Annotated in this window: 23 protein-coding genes; 5 read left to right on the forward strand and 18 right to left on the reverse strand. The window is 63.1% G+C overall.

All coding sequences use genetic code 11. The features are described from left to right. Positions 1–35: 35 nt before the first annotated feature. From iolE to CKW40_RS28130, 4 genes are all read right to left on the reverse strand, one after another. Entirely contained in the window at positions 36–953 is a 918-nt protein-coding gene (gene iolE, locus CKW40_RS28115) for a myo-inosose-2 dehydratase (RefSeq protein ID WP_095203088.1), read from the reverse strand. 106 nt (positions 954–1059) lie between these two features. Beyond that, complete coding sequence (gene iolD, locus CKW40_RS28120) at positions 1060–2910, reverse strand: 3D-(3,5/4)-trihydroxycyclohexane-1,2-dione acylhydrolase (decyclizing) (protein WP_095203089.1); 1851 nt, start codon at positions 2908–2910, stop codon at positions 1060–1062. A gap of 32 nt (positions 2911–2942) precedes the next feature. Then, positions 2943–4877: a bifunctional 5-dehydro-2-deoxygluconokinase/5-dehydro-2-deoxyphosphogluconate aldolase gene (locus CKW40_RS28125; protein ID WP_095203090.1), complete on the reverse strand. Its 1935-nt coding sequence runs from the start codon at positions 4875–4877 to the stop codon at positions 2943–2945. Between the two features lie 156 nt (positions 4878–5033). Then, on the reverse strand, positions 5034–5879 hold the full coding sequence (locus CKW40_RS28130; protein ID WP_179298138.1) for a MurR/RpiR family transcriptional regulator: 846 nt from the start codon (positions 5877–5879) through the stop codon (positions 5034–5036). Between the two features lie 155 nt (positions 5880–6034). On the opposite strand from CKW40_RS28130, the gene CKW40_RS28135 reads away from it, so the two are divergent. After that, the gene (locus tag CKW40_RS28135; protein ID WP_095203092.1) at positions 6035–7144 is read left to right on the forward strand and encodes a Gfo/Idh/MocA family protein; all 1110 of its coding nucleotides are present in this window, start codon (positions 6035–6037) and stop codon (positions 7142–7144) included. Between the two features lie 6 nt (positions 7145–7150). Here the strand turns inward: CKW40_RS28135 and CKW40_RS28140 are convergent, their stop codons facing one another. Then, complete coding sequence (locus CKW40_RS28140; RefSeq protein WP_095203093.1) at positions 7151–7846, reverse strand: helix-turn-helix transcriptional regulator; 696 nt, start codon at positions 7844–7846, stop codon at positions 7151–7153. A 128-nt stretch (positions 7847–7974) separates the two neighbouring features. On the opposite strand from CKW40_RS28140, the gene CKW40_RS28145 reads away from it, so the two are divergent. Next, complete coding sequence (locus CKW40_RS28145; RefSeq protein ID WP_095203094.1) at positions 7975–8610, forward strand: LysE family translocator; 636 nt, start codon at positions 7975–7977, stop codon at positions 8608–8610. Positions 8611–8770: 160 nt separating this feature from the next. Here the strand turns inward: CKW40_RS28145 and CKW40_RS28150 are convergent, their stop codons facing one another. The 8 genes from CKW40_RS28150 to CKW40_RS28185 form a co-directional block, all read right to left on the reverse strand. After that, entirely contained in the window at positions 8771–9862 is a 1092-nt protein-coding gene (locus CKW40_RS28150; protein ID WP_095203095.1) for a 3-deoxy-7-phosphoheptulonate synthase, read from the reverse strand. Between the two features lie 193 nt (positions 9863–10055). Continuing rightward, positions 10056–10292, reverse strand: coding sequence for a type II toxin-antitoxin system Phd/YefM family antitoxin (locus CKW40_RS28155; protein ID WP_095203096.1), 237 nt, complete (start codon positions 10290–10292; stop codon positions 10056–10058). Between the two features lie 154 nt (positions 10293–10446). Next, the gene (locus tag CKW40_RS28160; RefSeq protein WP_095203097.1) at positions 10447–11241 is read right to left on the reverse strand and encodes an SDR family oxidoreductase; all 795 of its coding nucleotides are present in this window, start codon (positions 11239–11241) and stop codon (positions 10447–10449) included. A 36-nt stretch (positions 11242–11277) separates the two neighbouring features. Then, positions 11278–12273, reverse strand: a complete 996-nt coding sequence (iolG, locus tag CKW40_RS28165; RefSeq protein ID WP_095203098.1) for an inositol 2-dehydrogenase — start codon at positions 12271–12273, stop codon at positions 11278–11280. Positions 12274–12391: 118 nt separating this feature from the next. Continuing rightward, complete coding sequence (locus tag CKW40_RS28170; RefSeq protein ID WP_095203099.1) at positions 12392–13159, reverse strand: ATP-binding cassette domain-containing protein; 768 nt, start codon at positions 13157–13159, stop codon at positions 12392–12394. A 2-nt stretch (positions 13160–13161) separates the two neighbouring features. Then, positions 13162–14238 carry an ABC transporter permease gene (locus tag CKW40_RS28175; protein ID WP_095203100.1) on the reverse strand — a complete coding sequence of 359 codons (1077 nt, stop codon included), beginning with the start codon at positions 14236–14238 and terminating at the stop codon, positions 13162–13164. Between the two features lie 101 nt (positions 14239–14339). Then, complete coding sequence (locus CKW40_RS28180; protein ID WP_095203101.1) at positions 14340–15281, reverse strand: sugar ABC transporter substrate-binding protein; 942 nt, start codon at positions 15279–15281, stop codon at positions 14340–14342. Positions 15282–15580: 299 nt separating this feature from the next. Then, positions 15581–16612, reverse strand: a complete 1032-nt coding sequence (locus CKW40_RS28185; protein ID WP_095203157.1) for a LacI family DNA-binding transcriptional regulator — start codon at positions 16610–16612, stop codon at positions 15581–15583. Positions 16613–16769: 157 nt separating this feature from the next. On the opposite strand from CKW40_RS28185, the gene CKW40_RS28190 reads away from it, so the two are divergent. From CKW40_RS28190 to CKW40_RS28200, 3 genes are all read left to right on the forward strand, one after another. After that, positions 16770–17861, forward strand: a complete 1092-nt coding sequence (locus CKW40_RS28190; protein WP_095203102.1) for a fatty acid desaturase family protein — start codon at positions 16770–16772, stop codon at positions 17859–17861. Between the two features lie 100 nt (positions 17862–17961). Next, on the forward strand, positions 17962–18276 hold the full coding sequence (locus CKW40_RS28195; RefSeq protein WP_095203103.1) for a Rieske (2Fe-2S) protein: 315 nt from the start codon (positions 17962–17964) through the stop codon (positions 18274–18276). Next, positions 18276–19511, forward strand: a complete 1236-nt coding sequence (locus CKW40_RS28200) for an NAD(P)/FAD-dependent oxidoreductase (RefSeq protein WP_179298139.1) — start codon at positions 18276–18278, stop codon at positions 19509–19511. Before CKW40_RS28195 ends, CKW40_RS28200 begins: the two co-directional genes overlap by 1 nt. Positions 19512–19517: 6 nt before the next feature. Here the strand turns inward: CKW40_RS28200 and CKW40_RS28205 are convergent, their stop codons facing one another. The 5 genes from CKW40_RS28205 to hslV form a co-directional block, all read right to left on the reverse strand. Continuing rightward, positions 19518–20477: a DUF1402 family protein gene (locus tag CKW40_RS28205; protein WP_095203104.1), complete on the reverse strand. Its 960-nt coding sequence runs from the start codon at positions 20475–20477 to the stop codon at positions 19518–19520. Between the two features lie 173 nt (positions 20478–20650). After that, the gene (gene hslU, locus CKW40_RS28210) at positions 20651–21961 is read right to left on the reverse strand and encodes an ATP-dependent protease ATPase subunit HslU (protein WP_095203105.1); all 1311 of its coding nucleotides are present in this window, start codon (positions 21959–21961) and stop codon (positions 20651–20653) included. Positions 21962–21963: 2 nt separating this feature from the next. After that, on the reverse strand, positions 21964–22563 hold the full coding sequence (locus tag CKW40_RS28215; RefSeq protein WP_095203106.1) for a DUF2585 domain-containing protein: 600 nt from the start codon (positions 22561–22563) through the stop codon (positions 21964–21966). A 4-nt stretch (positions 22564–22567) separates the two neighbouring features. Then, the gene (locus CKW40_RS28220; protein WP_095203107.1) at positions 22568–23089 is read right to left on the reverse strand and encodes a GNAT family N-acetyltransferase; all 522 of its coding nucleotides are present in this window, start codon (positions 23087–23089) and stop codon (positions 22568–22570) included. Then, entirely contained in the window at positions 23079–23630 is a 552-nt protein-coding gene (hslV, locus tag CKW40_RS28225) for an ATP-dependent protease subunit HslV (RefSeq protein ID WP_095203108.1), read from the reverse strand. The genes CKW40_RS28220 and hslV overlap by 11 nt, the downstream gene beginning before the upstream one ends. Positions 23631–23664: the final 34 nt, after the last annotated feature.

Below are 23664 nucleotides of genomic sequence, written 5' to 3' on the forward strand. Positions count from 1 at the left end.
TCTACAGCAACCTGCCTCGCCGTGAACCCGTCGCGTCAGGCATTCGGAAAACCCTGCGTTTCGACCGTGTAGCCGGCGGCTGTCATCACCCGCATCAGCTCCTTGTGGCCGACCTGCGCCATCTTGAGCGGTGGGTTCTTCTTTGGGTCCTGCTCGGCCTCGACCACGAACCAGCCCTCATAGCCATGATCGGCGAAGCGTTGCACGATGGCGCCGAAATCCAGCGAGCCGTCGCCCGGCACGGTGAAGGCGCCGAGCGCTACGGCGTCGAGGAAGGACTGCTTCGTGCGGTCGAGCTTGTCGATCACGCCCATGCGCACATCCTTCACATGCACATGGCTGATGCGTTTGTGGTGGTTGTCGATGGCGCGCAGCACATCGCCGCCGGCGAAGGCCAGGTGGCCGGCATCGAGCAGCAGCGGAATGCCTTCGCCGGAATGGCGCATGAAGGCATCGAGCTCCGGCTCGGTCTCGACCACGGCCGCCATGTGATGGTGGTAGGAGAGCGGCATGCCTTGTTCGGCGCACCATTCGCCAAACTCGGTCAGGCGCCTTGCATAGGCCTTCATTTCGTCACTGGACAGCTTCGGCTTGGTGGCGAGCGGCTTGGAGCGGTCGCCCTGGATCGAGCGCCCGACTTCGCCATAGACGATGCAAGGCGCGTTGACCGCCTTGAACAGGTCGATCATAGGCTGGATACGATCCTTGTTCTTGCCCATGTCCTCGTCGACCAGCGTGCCGGAGAACCAGCCGCCGCACAGCGTCACGTCGGCTTTCTTCAGGATCGGCAGCATGACGGCGGGGTCGTTGGGAAAACGCCGGCCCATCTCCATGCCGGTGAAGCCGGCCGAACGCGACTGGCGCAGGCATTCTTCCAGCGAGACGTCGTCGCTGAGTTCGGCAAGATCGTCGTTCCACCACGCTATGGGGGACATGCCCAGTTTGGCTTTCAAGTAGTCACTCCAGATTAGAACAATTCATTCTTGGCCGCTGGCGCTGCCCCTCATCCGCCTGCCGGCACCTTCTCCCCGTATAGGGGCGGGGAGAAGGGAGCTAGCATCAATCGCCGATGGTCTGCATCTGCCGCTTCTCGTCATAGGCCTTGCGCGCCGCGTTGACCTGCGGCCGTGCGGACACTTCCGGTACCGCCACATCCCACCAGTGGCCGCCGGCATCGGTGGAGACCAGCGGATCGGTGTCGATGACCAGCACGGTAGTACGGTCGTTCGTCTTGGCCTTCTGCAGGGCGTTTTCCAGCCCGGCGATCGACGGCACTTTCTCGGCGATCGCGCCCATGCTCGCCGCATGGGCGGCGAAGTCGACATCGGGCAGGATCTCGTGGCGCGAGTCCTTCAACAGATTGTTGAAGTTGGCGCCGCCGGTCGCCATCTGCAGCCGGTTGATGCAGCCATAGCCGCGATTGTCGAGCAGCACGATGGTCAGCTTCAAGCCGAGCATCACCGAAGTGGCGATCTCGGAATTCAGCATCAGGTAGGAGCCGTCACCGATCATGACGACGATCTCTTCGCCGGGCTTGGCCATCTTGGCGCCGAGCCCGCCGGCAATCTCGTAGCCCATGGTCGAGAAGCCGTATTCGGCATGGTAGGAGCCGGGCGCGCCGGCTTGCCAAAGCTTGTGCAGCTCGCCCGGCAGGCCGCCGGCGGCGTGCAGCAATGTCACGCCGGAGCCCATCGCCCGCTGCACGGCGCCGATCACCTGCGCGTCGGATGGGAAAGCGGCATTCGTTGAGGCCGTCACCTTGGCCGCATCGGCTTGCCAGGTCTTCTTGCCCTTGGCCGCATTGTCCGTCCAGGCGGCAGGCGCCTTCCAATCGCTCAGCGCGGCGCCGAGTTCGGCCAGCCCTTCCGCCGCATCGGCGACCAGCGGCAGCGCGCGGTGCTTGCCGGCGTCGAAAGGCTGGACGTTGAGCCCGATGATGGTCTTGCCGGAGTTCTTGAACAGCGCCCACGAACCGGTGGTGAAATCCTGCAGGCGCGTGCCGATGGCGAGCACCACGTCGGCTTCTTCCGCAAGCCGGTTGGCCGCCGAAGTGCCGGTGACGCCGACCGCCGCCATGTTGAGCGGATGATCGTCTGGCAGCGAGGATTTGCCGCCTTGCGTCTCGCAGACCGGAATGCCGGCGCTCTCGACGAATTTCGCCAGCGCATCGGAGGCCTGCGAATACAGCACGCCGCCGCCGGCGATCACCAGCGGCTTCTTGGCGCCCTTGAGCGCCGCGACCGCCGCTGCCAGTTCGCCACGGTCAGGGCGTGGCCGGCGCTGATGCCAGACCCTTTCGGCGAAAAAGCTCTCGGGATAGTCATAGGCCTCGGCCTGCACATCCTGGCAGAGCGACAGCGTCACCGGGCCGCACTCGGCCGGATCGGTCAGCACAGCCATCGCACGGCTCAGTGCCGGGATGATCTGCTCGGGCCGGGTGATGCGGTCGAAATAGCGCGACACCGGACGGAAGCAGTCATTGACCGTCGCCGTGCCATCGGAAAAATCCTCGGCCTGCTGCAGCACCGGATCGGGGATGCGGTTGGCGAAGACATCGCCGGGCAGAAACAGCACGGGCAACCGGTTTACATGCGCCAGCGCCGCCGCCGTCACCATGTTGAGCGCGCCGGGGCCGATCGACGAGGTCGCAGCCATGAAGCGGCGGCGGAAATTGGCCTTGGCATAGGCGATCGCCGCATGCGCCATCGCCTGTTCGTTATGGGCACGGAAGGTCGGCAATTCGTCGCGCACCTGGTAGAGCGCCTCGCCGATGCCGGCGACATTGCCATGGCCGAAGATCGCCCAGACACCGCCGAAAATCGGCACCTTTTTGCCGTCGATCTCGGTCATCTGGCGGCTGAGGAAGCGGGTCAGCGCCTGCGCCATCGTCAGGCGGATTGTCTTGCTCATGGTGGTTTCCTCCGCAGTCCTGTGCCGCGCCTTTATGCTGCTTTACGGCCGCGCGCGGCAAGCCACGCTTCGGTCAACTGTTCGAAGCGTGTCGCCATGTCGGCGACAGCCTCGTCATCCGACATCCGGCCGGCCAGCCACTCTTCGGCCGCATGCACGAAGATGGTGCGGCCGACGGCAAAGCCCTTGACGATCGGCGCCTTGGCGGTGGCAGCGAACGCCGCTTCCAGCTCGTCCTGCGGCGCTTCCAGTCCGAGCAGCACGATGCCACGGCACCACGGATCATGCTTCAGGATGACAGCTTCGATCTTGGTCCAGGCACCCGCAGACGCTTGTGGCTCGAGCTTCCACCAGTCAGGCTTGATGCCGAGCGCATAAAGCTCTTCCAGCGCGCGCGGAATGGTCGTGTCGTCGAGCTTGCCGTGCTTGCCGGCGATGATCTCGATGAGAAGCTCCCGGCCGACTTTGCGCGCGGCCTCGAACAGTGCGCGCAGTTTCTGCTGCTGTTCTTCCTTCAAGGCCGCTGGATCGTCGGGGTGATAGAAGCACAGGCATTTGATGCAGTGATCGACCGGCCATTCCACCAGCTGCGAGCCGATGTCCTGCGAGAATTCGAAGCGCAGCGGCCGCGAGCCCGGCAGTTCCACCGGCCGTCCGAGCCAGGCGAAGGAATGCCTGGCGAATTCGAACATCGCCTCGCGGCCATGTTTCTCGTCGATCAGCATGCCATAGCCGTCACGGCCGGCGGCAACCTTGGCCGCTGCCTTGACCGCCAGCACCTTGAAATCGCGGATGCGCGCCGGATCGGCGCCGGCTTTCACCGCCACGTCCTCGAGCTGCACACGGTGGTCGCAGGCGAGCGCCATCAGCGAAGGGATGTCGCGCCGGCGGGTGGTCGCCCAATGGATGTGGTTGATCGCCTCGTCCTTGCGCAGCGCCCTGTATTTGCTGCCGTTCTTGAGGAAAAACTGCAGCTCTTCGAAGGTCGGATATTCCGGCGCGCAGAGCAGCCGCGACACGGCGAAGGCGCCGCAGGCATTGGCCCAGGTCGCCGCCGTCGCATGGTCTTCGCCGCCCAGCCAGCCGCGCAGGAAGCCGGACATGAAGGCGTCGCCGGCGCCTAGCACATTGTAGATCTCGATCGGAAAACCCTTGCCGACGACACCGTCCTCGAGATCGTCGCTGATCGGTCCGTCATAGACGATGCAGCCCATGGCGCCGCGCTTCAAGACGATGGTGGCCGCTGACAGCGCGCGGATCGTCTTCAGCGCGCTCAGGCAATCATCGGCGCCCGAGGCGATCATGATCTCTTCCTCGGTGCCGACGATGAGATCGCAATCGGGCAGGACCGTCTTCAGCTGGGCCGAGACCCGGTCCGATTTGACATAACGCTCGAAGCCTTCGGCATGGCCGGCGAGGCCCCACAGATTGGGCCGGTAGTCGATGTCGAAGACGACCTTGCCGCCCTTGGCTTTCATGATGCGGATCGCCTTGCGCTGGGCGGCGTCGCTGTTGGGCCGGGAAAAATGCGTGCCGGTGACGACGATCGAGCGGGCCGAAGCGATAAACGCCTCGTCGATGTCTTCCGGCGCCAGCGCCATGTCGGCGCAGTCTGAGCGGTAGAAGATCATCGGCGAAACGCCTTCGCTCTCGACCGACAGCAGCACCAGCGCCGTCAGCCGTTCCTTGTCGGTCTTCAGCCCGTCGGTGTTGACGCCTTCGCGCCTCAGCTGCTCACGGATGAAACGGCCCATCTGCTCGTCGCCGACGCGCGTCAGCAGCGCCGAACGCAGGCCGAGTCTCGCCGTGCCGACCGAAATGTTGGCCGGGCAGCCGCCGACCGACTTGGCGAAGGAGGTGATGTCCTCCAGCCGCGAGCCGATCTGCTGGCCATAGAGGTCGACGGAAGCGCGACCGATGGTGATGACGTCGAGCGGCGCCTGTTTGGCGTCCACGGCTTCGCTCATTGGAACCTCCCGTCAGTCTTGTTGTCAGGAACAACATTGTTTGGGTAACACGCGCGAGCGGCAGCGTGGTGCCGGGAATATGAAATAATAATTCCAATCCATAGTCAATATGGAATGAGCATTCCCGAGCCGATTTTGCTTTTTGCGGGCGCTTGCTCAGGCCTTACGTTTGCGGCCTGCGTCGCGCCGTTTCTCACCGACGCCGACGGTCAATGCCATGGCCAGCGCCATCGTCGCCGACAGCGAACGGAAGCCGGCGAAATCCGCCTCGGCAACCTCGAACCAGACCCTGGCGAACTGGGCAAGCGGCGAGAACGAGCTGTCGGTGATGGCGACGATCGGCACGCCCTGCTCGGAGATGTTGCGGGCCTCCTCGATGGTGGCCGGTGCATAGGGCGAGAAGGAGATGGCGATGACGGCGTCCGCCGGTGTGGCGAAGGCGATCATCTCGGCGTTCAGGCCGGCGGCCGATTCGATCAGCTGGTTGCGGATCTTCAGCTTGCCCAGCGCATAGGCGATATAGCTCGCCACCGGGTAGGAGCGTCGCTTGGCTAAGACATAGATGGTCTGCGCCTTCGCCAGCAGCGAAATCGCATCTTCCAGATGCGCATCGTCCAGCGTGCGAGAAATGTCGTTGAGCGAGGTGCTGGCGGCGGCGACGAAGCCGTCGAAGATGGCGCGGTGGCCGGCGCCGCCCTCGGCTTTGACGCGCAGCGCCTGCAGCCGCTCGTCATAGGACGAGTTGCGCTCGCGCAGCCGCTCGCGAAACACCTGCTGCAGGCTGGTGAAGCCGTCGAAACCGAGCTGCTGGGCAAAGCGGATCAAGGTGGAGGGCTGCACGCCGGCCGAAGCGGCGATGCTGGCGGCGGTGCCGAAGGCGATGTCGTCGGGATTGTCCAGCGCGTAGGCGGCGATCTGGGCGATGCGCTTCGGCAGGCTTTCGCGCCGGTCCAGGATGGTGGCGCGCAGCGTCTCGAAGTCGCGAGGTACCCGTTCGTCCATCGTCGGCCCGTCCAAGCTCATCCGTGAAACGCCCTCTCTGCCCCATCATAGCGAGCCTGCGCAAGAACGCCATAAAAAATGAGGCAGACATTCCATTTCAGGAAGAAATGGACTAATTCATCCACGCAGCGCTTCATGTGGTGGAGAAACGGAAAATGGTCGGCGTCGGTCTTATCGGCACGGGTTTCATGGGCAAATGTCACGCCATCGCGTGGAGTGCCGTCGGCGCCGTCTTTCCCGATGTCGCCAAGCCAAGGCTTGTCCATCTCGGCGAGGTCAATGAGGAGCTTGCCCGGCGCAAGGCGAGCGAGTTCGGCTTCGCCAAGGCGTCCGGCGACTGGCGCGCCGTGGTCAATGATCCCGAGGTCGACATCGTCTCGCTGACCACGCCCAACCAGTTCCATCCGGAAATGGCCATCGCGGTTCTCGAGGCCGGCAAACATCTGTGGTGCGAAAAGCCGATGGCGCCGAGCTTCGCCGAGGCCGAGGCCATGGCGGAAGCGGCCAAGAAATCGGGCAAGATCGCGGCGCTGGGCTACAACTACATCCAGAGCCCGGCCATCCGTCACATCGGCGCGCTGCTTGACGAGAAGATCATCGGCGAGGTCAACCATCTGCGCATCGAGATGGACGAGGATTTCATGGCCGATCCCGAGGCGCTGTTCTTCTGGAAGCACGAGGCCGCTTCCGGCTACGGCGCGCTCGACGATTTTGCCGTGCATCCGCTGTCGCTGGTCTCGGCGCTGTTCGGCCGTGTCGCCAGCGTCATCTGCGACATGGCCAAGCCCTATGCCGACCGTAAGCTGGCAACAGGCGGACGCCGCGCGGTCGAGACCTATGATATCGCCAGCGTCTTGATGCATCTGGAAAACGGCATTGCTGGCACGCTTCAGGTCAACCGCTCGGCCTGGGGCCGCAAGGGCCGCATCGCCATCCAGATCTTCGGCTCGAAAGGGTCGATCCTGTTCGACCAGGAGCGGATGAACGAGTTGCAGCTTTATCTCACGTCAGATCGCCCGACCGAACAGGGCTACCGCACCATCCTGATCGCGCCGCATCACAAGCCTTACGACGCCTTCCTGCCGGCGCCCGGCCACAATCTCGGCTTCAACGACCTCAAGATCATCGAGTGCCACGAATTGCTGACGCGGCTCGCCGGCAGATCGGCACGGCTGATCGAATTCGCGCAAGGTCTAGAGATCGAGCGCACCGTGCACGCAATGGCACGCTCCTTCCAGGAAAAGCGCTGGGTCGATGTGCGGTAATATCCCTCAGCCACCGACGGCCGGGGTCTCCCAGCCGTCGACCCAGATTTGCCGCAAACGGTCGCCTTCGCCCTTGAACCGTAGTCCCGTCGGCTGGCAATCCTCTATGCGGTCGCTGCGGAAATTGCGGATCGCCTGGCGCAGCTCGCACCAGGCGACGATGTTGGCGGTTTCGGCATAGTAGATGAGCGCGATCGGGCGGATGAGCCGCTCGGAGGCGCGGCCCATTTCGTCGCGATAGGAAAGATCGAGCTTCTCCTCGTCGCGGATGGCGCGGCGCACCAGCGCCAGGTCGATCGTGCCGGCCGAGGGTGCGGCGAAGCCCCAGGCATGCAGCGCATTGGCTTCGAATGTCTGGCGCAGCGGCGGCGGCACGGCGCCGGCGATCTTGCTGCTGACGCGCTTGGCCGCCTGCTTGAGCTCGTCGTCCCCCGTGCGCTCCAGCAGCGCCAGCGACAGCACAATCGCCTCCATCTCCTCGATCGAAAACATCAGTGGCGGCAGGTCGAAACCGGGGCGCAGGATGTAGCCGATGCCGCGCCCGCCCTCTATCGGCACGCGCATCGCCTGCAGCGCTGCGATGTCGCGATAGATCGAGCGGATTGTCACCTCCAGCTGCTCGGCAATCATGGCCGCCGTCACCGGCTGCCGCGCCAGCCGCAGGATCTGGATGATCTCGAACAGGCGTGACGCCTTGCGCATTTCCTCACCCGGCTCTCATCGCAACTGACACATCATTGTCAGTTGGGTCGACCTATAGGACTGCCTATCGAATTGAAAATCAACAGGTTCCGCTGTGGCTTGGTGGAACGAGGCGATGGGCAACTGACATGGGTTATGCGGAAAATCTCTGGCTTTTCTTTATCCTGCTGTTCGGCATCATCGCCGTTCCGGGTATGGACATGCTGTTCGTGCTGGCCAATGCGCTGACCGGCGGCCGCGACAGGGGCCTGGCCGCGACCGGTGGCATCATGGTCGGCGGCATGGTGCACACGCTGAACGGCGCCATCGGCGTCGGCCTGCTCATGCATTTCGTGCCGATCCTGTTCACGCCGCTGCTGCTGGCCGGCGCCGCCTACATGGCCTTCATCGGCATCACGCTGATGCGCAGCTCCATCACCGTCGGTCATGACGGGCCTGTCGGCAGCCGTTCCGCCTGGAAGGCGTTTCGCCAGGGGCTGGTGACCTGCCTGATCAATCCGAAGGCTTATCTGTTCGTGCTCGCCGTCTATCCGCAGTTCCTGAAACCGGACTACGGCCCGATCTGGATGCAAGCGACCGTCATGGGCCTAATGACTGTCATCACGCAGGCCGCGATCTATGGCGGGTTGGCGATATCAGCCGGCCGCAGCCGCAACCTTCTGATCGCCAATCCGCGGGCGACCGTTCTTGCCGGCCGGGCGGCCGGGCTGCTGCTCTTTGCGGTTTCGGTGTTCACCGCCTGGGAAGGGCTGAGGGCGGCGTAATCGTCGTTAGATCAGGATGACGTTTGGTTGAATCGTCGTCCTGATCTAACTCTTTGTTGGAGTATGATCTCTGGACAAACGAAAACCGTTTGTCCGAGAAAACCGGTTTCCACTTTTCGGGATCATGCTCTGGCGCCGCCCCTCCCACATCGCCATCCAATCAGGCAGCGCCCTGCCGGTTTTCAAGCATGGCGCGGCGTGCCGAACGGCGCCATTCGACAGCACCGGCAAGGCCGTGCAGCACGGTCTCGGTGGTCGCCCAGTCGATGCAGCCATCGGTGATGCTCTGGCCGTAGACGAGCGGCTTGCCGGGCACCACGTCCTGCCGGCCGGCGACGAGATTGCTTTCGATCATCAGGCCGATGATGCGCTCGTCGCCCGCCGCCACCTGGCCCGCCACGTCGGCCGCGACCTTGGGTTGGTTCTCGGGCTTCTTGCTCGAGTTGGCGTGGCTGACATCGATCATCAGCCGGGGCGCGACACCGATGCGGGCGAGTTCGACCGAGGCCGCCTCGACGCTTGCCGCGTCGTAGTTCGGCTGGACGCCGCCGCGCAGGATGACATGGCAGTCCTCATTGCCGGTGGTCGTCGCGATGCCGCTGCGTCCGCCCTTGGTCACCGCCATGAAATGATGCGGCTGGGCGGCGGATTTCACCGCCTCGCCGGCGATCCTGAGATTGCCGTCGGTGCCGTTCTTGAAGCCGACCGGGCAGGACAGGCCCGAGGCCAGCTCGCGGTGGATCTGGCTCTCGGTCGTGCGCGCGCCGATCGCGCCCCAGGCGACGAGGTCGGCAATGTATTGCGGGGTGGTCATGTCGAGGAATTCGGTCGCCGCCGGCAGGCCGAGATTGTTGACGGCCGACAGCACATTGCGCGCCATCCTGAGCCCCTTGTCGATGTTGAAGCTGCCGTCGAGGTCCGGATCGTTGATCAGGCCCTTCCAGCCGACCGTGGTGCGCGGCTTCTCGAAATACACGCGCATCACGATCTCGAGCCGGTCGGACAGGGTCTCGCGCAGCGCCGCCAGACGGCTGGCATAGTCAACGGCCGCGACCGGATCGTGGATCGAACAGGGGCCGACGACGACAAGCAACCGGTCGTCGGTGCCGTTCAAGATGGCATGGATGGCATTGCGTGACGCGCTGACGGTGCGCGTTGCCGTCAGCGTGCGCGGGATCTCCCGCATCACCTGGTCCGGCGTGCTCAGTTCTCGGATTTCCTTGACCCGAAGGTCGTCTGTGGTGGTCAACACGGCTTTCTGCTCCTGATTTTAGGAGACCTGCCGGCTGAAACAAAAAAGCCGCCAGGTCTGGCGGCTGTTCGGATGTTGTTGCTGCAATCTTCAGATCGAGCGCAATCCTCCCGCCGCCAGCGAGCTGCTAAAGTACCAATAGGTGGCGGACAGGTGGATCATGCGGCTCATATAGTCGAAGCGGAGGCGTTTGTCACGTGCCTGATGATAGGAGATCGGCGCCGCGCAGCGGGGAGTCCAGAAGGAACTCCGCAAGGGTACCCTTTCGCGCCGTTTTCCGGTGCCATTCTTCGGCCGAGACGACAACCACAATTGGTTTGCCGTTTCTGGTTATCGTCTGCGGCAAGGACTGCGCCTGGTTAACAACCTCTGAGAACCGGGCTTTTGCCCTCGTGACAGTCCAATTGGTATCTTTGGCCCCAGACAGCATTCCACCCTCATAAGTGTTCTGACTACGTGAATATGCGGGAATGGCGATATTGCGGCAACAGGGGCTTTTTGAAACCCGCATGCGTTGCCTGGTGCGGACAGGTCACGTCTGCACTAGTATTTTCAGGTCGTCTCAGCCGACGAATGGCAGAACCCTACTCGCCAATCACTCCGGCAATGTTCTGGTCGTAGTCGACCAGCGACCCGGTCATGACGCCGGCCTGCGGGCTGATCATGTAGGTGATCAGCCGGGCGAGCTGTGCCGGCTTCACCAGCTGGCCCATCGGTTGCGCGGCCTCGGCCTTTTCCAGCCAGTCATCCGGCGCATCGTGCCATTTCTTCTGCACGATCGCCTCGCCCTCCGTGTCCATCCAGCCGGGCAGCACGGCATTGCAGCGGATGCGGTTCTTTCGATAGGAGCTGGCGACATTCTTGGTCAACGTCATCAGCGCGCCCTTGCTGGTGGAATAGGGCGTGAGGAAGGACTGGCCGGCATGTGCCGACATCGACAGCACGTTGACGATCGAGCCCGGTGCCTTGCGCTCGAGGAGATGGGCGACCAGCCCCTGCATCAGGAAGAACGGGCCGCGCACATTGGTGTCGAAGATCTGGTCGAAAAGCTCTTCCGAGGTTTCGACCAGCGAGCCGCGTGCCGAGGTAGCGGCGGCATTGACCAGCGCATTGAGCGTGCCGAAATGCGCAAGCGCGGTCGACACCGCGCGCTTGCAATCGGCCACCTTGGCGACGTCGGCGCCGATGAAGATCGCGTCGACGCCTGACTTCTTGAAGTGGGCGACCGCCTTGTCGCCCTTCTCCTGCGAGCGTCCGAAGAGCGCCAGCGCCCGGCAGCCCTCGTCGGCCAGCGCCTCGGCGACCGCGAAGCCGATGCCTTGCGCGCCGCCGGTGACGATGGCGCGTGTCTGTGAGTTACGATTGGCGGATGCGCTCATCGCTTTGCTCCTGGGCGTGGGTCCGGATTCCGGTTCTTACTTGTCGAGACGAACGGTCTTGCCCGTCGTCGCCGACTTCAGCGCCGCATCGGCCAGCTTCAGCGCCACGAGGCCGTCGGCGCCGCTCGGAGCCGCCTTCTTTCCGGACGTCGCGGCGGCGATGAACGAGGCGATCTCATTGGCATAGGCGTCGAGATAGCGGGTCATGAAGAAGTCGTGCAGCGGCGGGCGCGTGTAGCCCTTGTCGTTTGCCACTTCGATCGACACCGGCCGCTGATTCTCGGCCGCGACCATGCCTTTCGAGCCGTGCACCTCGATGCGCTGGTCGTAGCCATAGGTGGCGCGGCGCGAATTGGAGATGACGGCCTGCTTGCCCGAAGCGGTCTCCAGGATGACGCTGACCGAGTCGAAATCGCCGGCCTCGCCAATCTTCTTGTCGACCAGCACCGAAGCGTGCGCGCTGACTGCCACCGGCTCCTCGCCGAGCAGGAAGCGCGCCATGTCGAAATCATGGATGGTCATGTCGCGGAAAATGCCGCCCGAGCGCTTGATGTAGTCGAGCGGCGGCGCGCCGGGATCGCGCGAGGTGATGGTGACCATCTCGACCGTGCCGATAGCGCCATCGTCGATCGCCTTGCGCACCGCGGCGAAGTGCGGGTCGAAGCGTCTGTTGAAGCCGACCATCAGCGTCGCCTTAGCCTTCTCGACCACGGCCAGGCACTTTTCCACCCGCTTGACGTTCAGGTCGATCGGCTTCTCGCAGAAGATCGCCTTGCCGGCCTTGGCGAAACGCTCGATCAGATCGGCATGGGTGTCGGTCGGCGTGCAGATGACGACGGCGTCGATGTCTTTGGATTTTTCGATGGCGTCGATGGTGCGCACCTCGGCGTCGTAGGCGCTTGCCAGCTCTTTTGCCGCCTTCTCGAAGGCGTCGGCTACGGCAACCAGTTTGGCCTGCGGATTGGAGCCGACGGCGCGGGCGTGGACCTTGCCGATGCGGCCGGCGCCGAGGAGGGCGAAACGAACAGTCATGGATATTTCCTCTAGGGATGGGTTCGAGAGCGTTGTGTCCGCACCTTCCTGTCAGGGAAAGGTGGCTGGGTATTTTCTGGGCGCGGCAGATCGTCCCGGAACCGGGCAACCACGCGCCTCAAGCCGCGAGTTCCGCCTCTCCGGTCTTGGCGCCGGTGATGTAGGAGACGATGTCCTGGCCGTCGGTGTTCTCCTTGCGCAGATTGGCGACGATGCGGCCGCGCCGGAAGACGACGATACGGTCGCACAGGTCGAACACCTGGCGCATATTGTGGCTGATCAGGATCAGCGGCTCGCCATTGTCCTTCAGCGTGCGGATGATGTTTTCGACCTGCGCCGTCTCCTGCACGCCGAGCGCGGCGGTCGGCTCGTCCATGATGATCAGCTTGGAAGCGAAGGTCGCCGTCCTGGCAATCGCCACGCACTGGCGCTGGCCGCCCGACATGTGACGGATGGTGTTCGACAGATTGGGGATTTTCACCGCGGTGCGCACGAGCGCCGCTTCGGTCGCCTTGCGCATATATTTGCGGTCGAGGATCGAGAAGGGGCCCAGATTGAACAGCACCTTTTCGCGGCCAAGGAACAGGTTCGACGGCACGTCGAGATCATCGGCCAACGCCAGGTTCTGGAACACCGTCTCGATGCCCGCCGTGCGGGCCTCGATCGGGCCGGTGAAATTCACTTCCTTGCCGTCGAACCAGACCTTGCCGCTGGTGCGTTGCTCTACAGCCGTGATCTGGCGCACGAAGGTCGACTTGCCGGCGCCATTGTCGCCCATGATGGCGACATGCTCGCCCTTGCGCAGCTCGAAATTGGCGCCTTCCAGCGCATGCACGCCGCCATAGCGCTTGGTCAGGTTTTCAGTCTTCAGGACGATGTCTGACATGGTCAAGCCCTCAATGCCCGCAGGCGCTGGCGCCACTGGTCGAGAACGACGGCACCGACAATGATCACGCCCTTGACCATCTCCTGGTAGTAGGCGTCGAGGCGCAGGAAGGTGAAGCCGGAGATGATGACACCGAAGATCAGCGAGCCGATCACCGTGCCGACGATCGAGCCCCGGCCGCCCGACAGCGAGACGCCGCCGATGACCGCCATGGCGATCGCGTCGAGTTCGTACATCACGCCCATGCCGGACTGAGCGGTGAGGTTCTTGGAGGAAAGCACCACCGCGGCGAGCGAGGCGAGAATGCCGGCGATGACGTAAACCAGGATCTTGTGGTTGGCGATCTTGATGCCGGACATGCGCGCGGCGTCTTCGTTGGAGCCGATCGCGTAACAATGCTTGCCGTATCTTGTGTAGGTCATGATCAGCTGGAACAGGATAGCCAGCGACAGGAAGATGATGACAGGCATCAGGCCCTTGCCGATCGCGGCGAAACCGTCGGTGGGAAACGAGATCGGCTGGCCCTTGGACCACCATTTGGCAATGCCGCGCGCGGTGACCATCATGCCGAGCGTGGCGATGAACGGCGGAATGCGCGTGTAGGCGATCAGTGAGCCATTGACCAGGCCGGCGAGCAGGCCGCAGCCGATCGCCACCAGCACCGGCACGATGACCGGCAGGTCGGTCCAGCCTTGCGCCAGGAACATCGCCTTCGGGTTGGGATTGCCGTTGACGGTCGCCACCTGGGCGAAACTCATGGCGATCATGGCGGTCGCGCCGACGATCGAGCCGGAAGACAGGTCGATGCCGCCGCAAATGATGACTTGCGTCACGCCGATGGCGATGATGCCGACGATCGACACCTGCAGGATAATGATCTGCAGGCGCGCCTCGTTGAAGATGCCCGAGACGTCGCTGCGGGTGTTGAACAGGAAACTGTCGCCGAGAAAGATGCGGCCGATCGCTTCGAAGATGACAACGAGGATGACGAGCGCCAGGAAGACGTTGAATTCGGCCGGCCATGCGCGCTTCTTCGCATCGTAGGTGAGCCCTCCGACGCCATGAGATGTCTGTGCCAATCTTCTATCCTCCGTCAGCCGCGGTCGTTCCTCGCGCGTTCAGGCGCTGAGGGAAAGGGGAGCGGCGCTGTCTTTTGCGCGCCGCTCCGTATGTCCGTGGCTCAGTTCTTCTTCATGAACTTGTCAATGTTCGCCGGCGTGACAAGCTGGAACGGGATATAGACCTTGTGTTCGACCTTCTCGCCCTTGGCCAGCTTCAGCGCCGCGTCCAGGGCGCCTGCGCCCTGGCCAGCCGCATCCTGGAACACGGTCGCATCAAGGTCGCCCGCCTTCATCGCCACAAGCGCGTCCTGGGTGGCGTCCACACCACCGACGACAACGGTCTTCATGTCGATGTTGGCGGCCTTCATCGCCTGGATGGCGCCGATGGCGCTTTCGTCGTTGTTGGCGATCACGCCATCGAACTTCTTGCCGGTCGACAGCCAGTTTGTCATCAGGTTCTGGGCTTCGTCGCGGTTCCAGTTCGACGTCTGCTTGTCGATGATCTTGATGAAGCTGCAATCCGGCGTGGCGATCACGTTGTCGATGTCCTTGGTTCGCTGCACGGCGGCCTGGTTGGAGAGCTCGCCCATGATCACATAGACATTGGCTTCCTTCTTGCCGGCTTCCTTGAACAGGCGGCAGACTTCCTTGGTCTCGAGCGTGCCGGAATCGGCCTCGTTCGAGGCGACGAAGGCTTGGTTGTCGGGCAGCGTGTTCACATTGACCGGCTCGCGGTTGACATAGACGAGCGGGATTTTCGCCGCGGCGGCGGCATCGGACATCGCCTGCGTCGCCGAGGTGTCGACCGGGTTGACGATGATCGCGTCGACGCCCGAGGCCGCGAAGTTCTTGATCTGGTCGAGTTGCTTGGCGACGTCGTTCTGCGCGTCCTCGACTTGCAGCTCGACGCCGCTCATGCCCTTGGCCTGTGCGATCATCCCGTTGCGCAGCACGGTGAGGAAGTTGTCGTCGAACTTGGCCATCGATACGCCGATCTTGGCGGCCATGGCCGATGAACTCATCAGCGCCGCGAAGGCGACGCCCAAAAGCAGTTTCTTCATTGTATCTCTCCTCCACTTTTGGTGTCCGGTTGCACCGATCTATCCGGAATCCCCGATCTCCCCGGGGAATCTCTCCCTGATATCGTTTCGTCCCGCGCGGCATTCCCTGCCTGTGCTGGAACGCCAAACCCTCTGTTTGAAACAGACGTTCCGGAACGAAAGAACCAAAATGTACAGTTGGTGAAATATTTATTCCATTCCGGCGGAACGTCAAGGGCGATTCCGCAGCCTGCCGCCGGATTTTCGGATCGTTCTGATGGATTCTATCATTTCCGGCCGCTGCTCTCGCGCGGGAAAGGCTAGATATTTTCCGGCAGGTAGATGTCGAAGGGCAGGAAGGTCTGGCCAGGCGCGTTGGCCGCGCCGGCTTCGATGGCATGCACCATCCGGTCGACCAGTTCGCGGCAGAGCGCGGCCAGCGGCGTGGAGATCACCATGGTGAGGATGTTGTCGGCGAGTGCGGCGCGCGACTCGGCGTTGATCTCGTTGCAGACGACCACCGGCATATTCACGGGCTTTGCCGCCCGCAGCGCCGAGACCGCGCCTTCCATGCCGCCGCCCGCGACGTAGCAGCCGGCAAGATCCGGATAGCGCGCCAGAAGATCGATCATCGCATCATGGGTTACCTGGTTTGCCTCCAGATTGACCAGCGTTTCCAGCACGCTGAAGTCGGGTGCATGCTCGCGAAAAAAGGAGCGGAAGCCGATCTCGCGCAACTCGTGGCCATGGAAGCGATGGCTGCCGACGAAGAGGGCGACTTTGCCGGGCCGCCGCGCCGCCCTGGCGATCATCCAGGCCGCGGTACGACCGACCTTGCGGTTGTCGAGGCCGACATAGCCCTCGCGGATACCGGCGGCGAAGTCGGACAGCAGCGAGAAGACCGGTTGCCCCTTCGCCTTCAACGCCTCGACCGCCGCCGTCAGGGTCGGATGGTCCGGGCCGACAACGGCGATGGCACGCGATTTTGCCGCCAGCCTGCGCATCTGGGCGGCGATCTCGTCTGGGACAAGGGAACTGGCGAAGTCGATGGTTGCGGCGCCGCGGAACCGCTGCGATTGCGAGACCGCCAGTTCGAGCTCCGCTGCGAAATCGCCGTAGAAGACATCGTTGCCTCGCAAAAGCAGGAAGCCGAGCCGGTACTCCGGCAGTTCATGGCGCATCCGCTGCTTGATCAGGCCGGCCGCGTGATAGCCGATCTCGGTCGCGGTCTCGTAGACGCGCCGCGCGGTGTCCTCGCGCACGGGCAGGCGATTGTTGAGCACGCGGTCCACCGTCGCAACGCTGACGCCGGAGATACGCGCCAGATCGGATATGGTCGGCCGTTTCGCCATGATCGCCCTCGTTCGATTGCTGAACACAGGATACATCATTCTGATAGGAAATGATAGAAACTATCTTTATGATGTTGAGTCTATCATGAGCAAGCAGTACTTTCAGGCTGGGTAACCGGCATTCGCTTGGGCGAATGCCTTACCGAGGGAGGCAACCATGACCGCTGCGCCGTCCCGGCGTGACTACAGCCTGATCGGCCGCGACGCCAAGCTCGCCGTGGAAAACGGCCTGTCGGCGGCTGAGTGGTATCACACCGACATACCGCGCAAGCAGATGAAGGAGCTGATGCAGCGCTCCGACGGCCCGGCGATCCGCGACACCGCGATCTGGCTCGCCGCCCTGATCGCTAGCGGCGCCGGTGGCGCCTGGTTCTGGGGAACCTGGTGGTGCGTGCCGTTCTTCTTCGCCTATGGCGTCCTCTACGGTTCATCCACCGACTCACGCTGGCACGAATGCGGCCATGGCACGGCGTTCCGGACGCAGTGGATGAATGATGTGGTCTATCAGATCGCCTGCTTCATGATCATGCGCAATCCGGTGACCTGGCGCTGGAGCCACACGCGCCATCACACCGACACCATCATCGTCGGCCGCGACCCGGAAATCTCGGTCATGCGGCCGCCGGACCTGGCGCGCGCGCTGCTCGGCTTCGTTGGCGTGCTCGATGCCTGGCATGCGATGTCGGACATGTTGCGCAACGCCGCCGGCAACATCAGCGCCGCCGAGAAGACCTTCATTCCCGAGCAGGAACAGGGCAAGGCGATCCGCATTGCCCGCATCTGGACCGCGATCTACGCCGCCACCATCGCGCTGGCGCTCTACACCGGCTCGTTCCTGCCCTTGATGCTGGTCGGTCTGCCCAGGCTCTATGGCGCCTGGCATCACGTCATGGTCGGCTTGCTGCAGCATGGCGGTCTGGCCGACAATGTCATCGACCATCGGCTGAACAGCCGCACCGTCTACATGAACCCGATCAGCCGCTTCATCTACTGGAACATGAACTATCATGTCGAGCATCACATGTTCCCGATGGTGCCCTACCATGCGCTGCCGAAACTGCATGCGCTGATCAAGCACGATTTGCCGGCGCCGACGCCGTCGATCCTGGCCGGCTACCGCGAGATGATCCCGGTTTTCCTGCGTCAGCTGCGCAACGAGGACTATTTCCTCAAGCGCGAACTGCCGCCAACCGCCAGGCCGTACCGCGAGGAATTCCACAGCGATGCCGTCGCCGCCGCAGCGGAATGATCGCGGCGAATCCATTTTAGGCTCTTTATTTTAATTTTAACGCAATTCCGGACGGAAAACCGCTGCGCACTTTTCCTGAAATTGCTTTTGGGAGGACCGAATGAGCGACTGGGTCGAGGCCTGTGCTGCCGATGACATCGATGAAGAGGATGTGATGCGCTTCGATCATGGCGGGCGCACCTTCGCCATCTATCGCAGCCCCGACGACGAATATTTCGCCACCGATGGGCTTTGCTCGCATGAGAAGGTGCATCTCGCCGACGGGTTGGTGATGGACGACATCATCGAATGCCCCAAGCACAACGGCCGTTTCAACTACAAGACGGGTGCGGCCCGGGGCGCGCCGGTCTGCGTCAACCTGAAAACCTATCCGGTCAAGGTCGACGCCGGCAAAGTCCTCGTTCAGATCAGGTGATGGATATGGCGCGCGGAATGGTCATCATCGGTGCCGGCGAATGCGGCGGGCGGGCAGCACTTGCGCTACGCGATCTCGGCTACGACAGCCCGGTGACGCTGGTCGGCGACGAGCCGCATCTGCCCTACGAACGGCCGCCTCTGTCCAAGGAGGCGATGGCCAGCGACGCGCCGGAAATCAAGGCGATCGCCAGCGATGCGCTCCTGGCCGAGAAATCGATCCGGCATATCCATTCCGTCCAGGCCGTGGCGATCGATCGGGCGGCGCATACGGTGCGCCTGTCGGACGGTTCGGTCCTGTCTTACGACAAGCTCCTGCTGGCCACCGGCTCGACCCCGCGCAAGCTGCCGATGCCTGGCCTCGGCGCGCGCTGTGTCTATCTCAGGACCTTTGCCGATGCGCTGGCCATTCGCGGCCATCTCAGCGCCGGCAGCCGCATTGCCATCATCGGCGGCGGCTTCATCGGCCTCGAACTCGCTGCCACTTCCCGCAAGCTCGGCGCTTCGGTCACCGTCATCGAGGCACAGCCGCGCATCCTGATGCGCGGCGTGCCGGCCGAGATCGCCGAAATCATCCATCAGGCGCATGTCGCCGAAGGCGTCGACATACTGTGCGGCGACGGGATTGCGTCCGTCGCCGACGACGGCAACGAGGTGCGCGTAAAGCTTGCCGGCGGGCGGGAAATATCAGCCGACCTCGCCATCATCGGCATCGGCGCCGTGCCGGTGACCGGGCTCGCGGCGGAAGCCGGCCTGATGATCGACAACGGCATTGCGGTTGATGCCGAGCTGCGCAGCAGCGATCCCGACATCTTTGCCGCTGGCGACTGCTGTTCGTTCCCGCTTGCTGTCTATGGCGGCCGCCGCGTGCGGCTCGAGGCCTGGCGCAACGCACAGGAACAGGGCGCTCTGGCCGCGAAAAACATGCTCGGTGCCGGCGAGGCGCATGCGGCGGTGCCCTGGTTCTGGTCGGATCAGTATGGCCTGTCGCTGCAGATCGCAGGCCTTTCGGATGAAGGCAAAAGCACCGTGCGCCGCGACCTCGGCGACGGCGCCTTCATCCTCTTCCATCTGGCTGGGGATGGCAGGCTGGTCGCCGCCAGCGGCATCGGTCCCGGCAATGCGGTCGCCCGCGACATCAGGCTGGCCGAAATGCTGATCGGCAAGCATGCCAGGCCGGCGCCGGAAGCGCTGGGATCGCAGGCCGTCAAGCTGAAGTCGTTGCTGGCGGCTTGAAGCGCCCTAAAACAGCGCCTTCAGCTCTGACAATTTGTCGTTGACCAGCCAGCCGTAGTAATTCTCCTCCGGCAGTTTTTCCGGCTCGCCGGCGGCGCGGCGCTTGTCGTTCTCCGCCTTCAGCGCATAGGCGCGCTGCTCCGGATTGCCGACATTGTAGAGCGTGGCGGTCAGTCCCGGATTGCCGGAAATGTCGAAGCCGGCGATGCTCTTATAGGCATCGATCGATTTCCTGATCGTCGCCGCGACATAAGGCAAGGTCAGATCCGGATCCATGATGGTCTTGTAGACCGAATTGGGGTCGCCGACGTCGAGCTTAGGCAGGCCCGACACCTTGTGCACGAGATCGCTCATCTGCAGTGCCGTCAAAGGGTTGAGCTGGCCGAGCCCAAAAGTCTGGCCGGCATAATAGGGCTGGAAGAAGGTGGCGCCGAAGCGGTCGTCGGGAAAGTCCTCGCCGCCAATGGTCTTGCCACGAAACGCATGGTTCCACACCTGCTCGCGGCATTCCCACAAATCATAGCTGTCGGACATCCCTGCGCATTGCTTGAATTCCGGCCGCTGCACGAAATCCGTGATGTCCTCGCCCTCATAGGCGAAGGAGAGCTTGCTGGAGAGATAGGAGATCGCCTTGACGTAATAGGTCTGCAACCGGTCATAGGCGTCGACATTGTAGGTGTGCTCGCCGACAATGGCGCCGACGATGTGCATCGGATCGATGCCATAGGCCGAAGCGGCCTTCTTGATCTTGCCGCGCAGATCAGGGTCGCTCTGCAGCAAGGCATAGACCTTGCGGTATTTTGCCTGGAAGGTGGTGTTGGTCGCCTGCGTGCGCCGGCTCGAGGCGCCGGGGATGTCGGGCTGCTCGGCATTGCGGTTTCCCGGCGGCACGAGTGTCGCCGCCTCAGCCGCAAACAGCGTCGCCGCCAGCGTCAAGCCGAGAAAGACCAGGATAAGTTTTTTCATGCGCCGCCGCCTGCAAATCTTGCGGGCAAACTAGGGTAGTGCTCTGGGTCGAGTCGAGAGCGCCCCTTCACCCGGCAAGACGAAAGGTGGCCAGATGGTACCATCTGGCCACACATGGTTCTGTTCGCCGGAATATTGCCTGAGCCGGCGCCGGACTGCTCCGGTGCCGCCTTCTAAAGGATAAATCGCGACAAATCTGTGTTTCGCGAGAGGTCGCCGACATGCTTTTCCACATAGGCGGCGTCGATGGTGACGCTCGTTCCATTGCGGTCAGGCGCGTCATAGGAAATCTCGTCCAGCACCCGCTCCATCACCGTCTGCAGCCGCCTGGCGCCGATATTCTCGACGCTGTCATTGAGGTCGACGGCAATGCCGGCCAGCGAATCGATCGCGTCGTCGGTGAAGGTCAGCTCGACGCCTTCGGTCTTCATCAGCGCGATGTACTGCTTGATGAGGCTGGCTTCCGTCTCGGTCAGGATGCGGACGAAATCGTCCTTTTCCAGCGCGCGCAGCTCCACCCGGATCGGCAGGCGGCCCTGCAATTCGGGCAAAAGGTCGGACGGCTTCGACACGTGGAACGCGCCCGACGCGATGAACAGGATGTGGTCCGTTTTCAGCGGCCCGTATTTGGTCGCCACCGTCGTGCCTTCGACCAGCGGCAGCAGGTCGCGCTGCACGCCTTCGCGCGAAGGCCCGCCGGAAATGTCCGATCTGGCGGCGATCTTGTCGATCTCGTCGAGGAAGACGATGCCGTCATTTTCCGTCGCGTCGAGCGCCCGGCGCACCACCTCGTCCTGGTCGAGCAGCTTGTCGGACTCGTCGCTGACCAGCAGATCGTAGGACTCTTTCACGGTCGTCTTGCGCGACTTGGTTTTCTTGCCGCCCATCGCCTTCGACAGCATGTCGTTGATGTTGAGCACGCCGATATTGGCGCCCGGCATGCCGGGAATCTCGAAACCGGGCATGCCGCCATTGCCGGTGTCGGCCACTTCGATCTCGATCTCCTTGTCGTCGAGCTCGCCGTCGCGCAGCTTCTTGCGGAAGCTGTCGCGGGTGGCCGGGCTGGCGGTCTTGCCGACCAGCGCTTCCAGCACGCGTTCCTCGGCGTTGATGTGGGCGCGCGCCTTGACGTCCTCGCGCATCTTCTCGCGCACCAGGCCGATGGCGATCTCGACGAGGTCGCGGATGATCTGCTCGACATCGCGGCCGACATAGCCGACCTCGGTGAACTTGGTTGCCTCGACCTTGACGAAAGGCGCACCGGCGAGCCGCGCCAGGCGGCGCGAGATCTCGGTCTTGCCGACGCCGGTCGGGCCGATCATCAGGATGTTCTTCGGCATCACCTCTTCGCGCATCTGGCCTACCAGCTGCTGGCGGCGCCAGCGGTTGCGCAAGGCGATGGCCACGGCGCGCTTGGCGTCCTTCTGGCCGATGATGAAGCGGTCGAGTTCCGAAACGATTTCGCGGGGAGAAAAAGTCGTCATAGCTAAATTCCACTTTGCCACTGCTTGATGGCCTCGAACGGATGCAGCAGCATGATCACGTTGAGTGTCAGATTGTCCCGGATGAGATAGCCGGTACCCAGTTCGAAAAGGATGGCGAGGCTAACGATCACCCATATAGGTAGCCTTCGCGCCATCACAAATCCCAGCACCATGGCCAGTGTGTCGGACACCGAATTGATGATGCTGTCGCCGTAATAGTCGAGCGAAATGGTGCCGGCGCGGTAACGCTCGATGATGAACGGGCTGTTCTCCAGCAGCTCCCAGCCGCCCTCGATGAGGACCGCGAATGCCAGCCGCAAGCCGATCGGCGAACGCGGGAACAGGAACCGTGCCAAGGCATAGAACAGGAAGCCATGGATGATGTGCGAGAAGGTGTACCAGTCGGCAATATGCTGGGAATTCTCCGAACTGTTCACCACGCCATGCCAGAGTTTCACATAGCCACAGGTGCAGATCGGCGTCCGGCCCATGCCATAGAGCGCCCCGGCCTGGAAGATGAGCAGGCCAAGGACGAGCAGAAGACCCATGCGCCAGCTGTCTTCATAGGCCGAATAGCCATCGTCCGCCCCTGGTTTGCTCATCTGGTTATTCCCCCTCGTCATCATGATCGGCATCGATCGCCATCAGCACGACGTCGCCATAGACCGATTGCCTGCGGTCTATGGCCTGGAATCCGGCTTTTTCGTAGGCGCGGATGGCCCTGAGATTGGCCGGATCGGGGTCGATGATGACGCGGGGCACACCTTCCTCCAACAGATCCTCGACGAACTGGCGCACAATCGCCGAGCCATGGCCGATGCCGACCAGCTCCGGCCGGCCGATCGTGAGATCGATGCCGAGTGTGCCGAACGGCTGGTCGGCATAGGGATGGTCGTCTTCCAGATGCGGGTCGTAGCTCTGCAGATAGGCAATCGGCTTGCCGTCGAGTTCGACGATCAGCGGCTCGACCGAAATCGAGTCGATATGATCGCGAATCTCGGCGATTTCCGTCTCCGGATCGTTCCACCACTCGGCGACATGCGGCTCGGCGAGCCAGCCGGCGATCATCGGCAGGTCTTTTTCTGTGACCGGCCGAAAATCATAGAGCGCCACCTTCTCAGGCGGCATCGAGCGTTTCGACAATAAAATTGTTGTTGGTGTAGACGCAGATGTCGGAGGCGATCTGCATCGCCTTGCGGGCGATCTCCTCGGCGTCCTTGTCGGTGTCCATCAGCGCCCGCGCCGCGGCCAGCGCGAAATTGCCGCCCGAACCAATGGCCATGACGCCATGTTCGGGTTCGAGCACGTCGCCGGTGCCTGTCAGCGCCAGCGAGACCGATTTGTCGGCCACCAGCATCATCGCCTCCAGCCGGCGCAGATAGCGGTCGGTGCGCCAGTCCTTGGCGAGCTCGACGCAGGCACGCGTCAGCTGGTCGGGATATTGTTCAAGCTTGGCTTCCAGCCGTTCCAGCAGCGTGAAGGCATCCGCGGTGGCGCCGGCGAAACCGGCGATCACATTGCCGCCCTTGCCGATGCGGCGGACTTTGCGGGCATTGCCCTTCATGATGGTCTGGCCAAGGCTGACCTGGCCGTCGCCGGCGATCACCACCTTGTTGCCCTTGCGCACCGTCACGATGGTCGTGGCGTGCATGGTCAGATTATCAGACATTCCTAGCTCCGATTCGCGCGATCCCAAAAGGCGA

The organism is Mesorhizobium carmichaelinearum (assembly GCF_900199455.1).
Lineage (GTDB): Bacteria > Pseudomonadota > Alphaproteobacteria > Rhizobiales > Rhizobiaceae > Mesorhizobium > Mesorhizobium carmichaelinearum.

Bases quoted from the DNA above. Each gene is read 5' to 3' on its own strand.
- CKW40_RS28200 (WP_179298139.1), top strand. From the start codon at position 18,276: ATGGATATGGCGCGCGGAATGGTCATCATCGGTGCCGGCGAATGCGGC.
- iolD (WP_095203089.1), bottom strand. From the start codon at position 2,910: ATGAGCAAGACAATCCGCCTGACGATGGCGCAGGCGCTGACCCGCTTC.
- CKW40_RS28160 (WP_095203097.1), bottom strand. From the start codon at position 11,241: ATGAGCGCATCCGCCAATCGTAACTCACAGACACGCGCCATCGTCACC.
- CKW40_RS28205 (WP_095203104.1), bottom strand. From the start codon at position 20,477: ATGAAAAAACTTATCCTGGTCTTTCTCGGCTTGACGCTGGCGGCGACG.
- hslV (WP_095203108.1), bottom strand. From the start codon at position 23,630: ATGTCTGATAATCTGACCATGCACGCCACGACCATCGTGACGGTGCGC.
- CKW40_RS28145 (WP_095203094.1), top strand. From the start codon at position 7,975: ATGGGTTATGCGGAAAATCTCTGGCTTTTCTTTATCCTGCTGTTCGGC.
- CKW40_RS28130 (WP_179298138.1), bottom strand. From the start codon at position 5,879: ATGGACGAACGGGTACCTCGCGACTTCGAGACGCTGCGCGCCACCATC.
- CKW40_RS28135 (WP_095203092.1), top strand. From the start codon at position 6,035: ATGGTCGGCGTCGGTCTTATCGGCACGGGTTTCATGGGCAAATGTCAC.
- CKW40_RS28220 (WP_095203107.1), bottom strand. From the start codon at position 23,089: ATGCCGCCTGAGAAGGTGGCGCTCTATGATTTTCGGCCGGTCACAGAA.
- CKW40_RS28180 (WP_095203101.1), bottom strand. From the start codon at position 15,281: ATGAAGAAACTGCTTTTGGGCGTCGCCTTCGCGGCGCTGATGAGTTCA.
- CKW40_RS28185 (WP_095203157.1), bottom strand. From the start codon at position 16,612: ATGGCGAAACGGCCGACCATATCCGATCTGGCGCGTATCTCCGGCGTC.
- hslU (WP_095203105.1), bottom strand. From the start codon at position 21,961: ATGACGACTTTTTCTCCCCGCGAAATCGTTTCGGAACTCGACCGCTTC.
- CKW40_RS28140 (WP_095203093.1), bottom strand. From the start codon at position 7,846: ATGCGCAAGGCGTCACGCCTGTTCGAGATCATCCAGATCCTGCGGCTG.
- CKW40_RS28125 (WP_095203090.1), bottom strand. From the start codon at position 4,877: ATGAGCGAAGCCGTGGACGCCAAACAGGCGCCGCTCGACGTCATCACC.
- CKW40_RS28170 (WP_095203099.1), bottom strand. From the start codon at position 13,159: ATGTCAGACATCGTCCTGAAGACTGAAAACCTGACCAAGCGCTATGGC.
- iolG (WP_095203098.1), bottom strand. From the start codon at position 12,273: ATGACTGTTCGTTTCGCCCTCCTCGGCGCCGGCCGCATCGGCAAGGTC.
- CKW40_RS28155 (WP_095203096.1), bottom strand. From the start codon at position 10,292: ATGCTGTCTGGGGCCAAAGATACCAATTGGACTGTCACGAGGGCAAAA.
- CKW40_RS28195 (WP_095203103.1), top strand. From the start codon at position 17,962: ATGAGCGACTGGGTCGAGGCCTGTGCTGCCGATGACATCGATGAAGAG.
- CKW40_RS28190 (WP_095203102.1), top strand. From the start codon at position 16,770: ATGACCGCTGCGCCGTCCCGGCGTGACTACAGCCTGATCGGCCGCGAC.
- CKW40_RS28215 (WP_095203106.1), bottom strand. From the start codon at position 22,563: ATGAGCAAACCAGGGGCGGACGATGGCTATTCGGCCTATGAAGACAGC.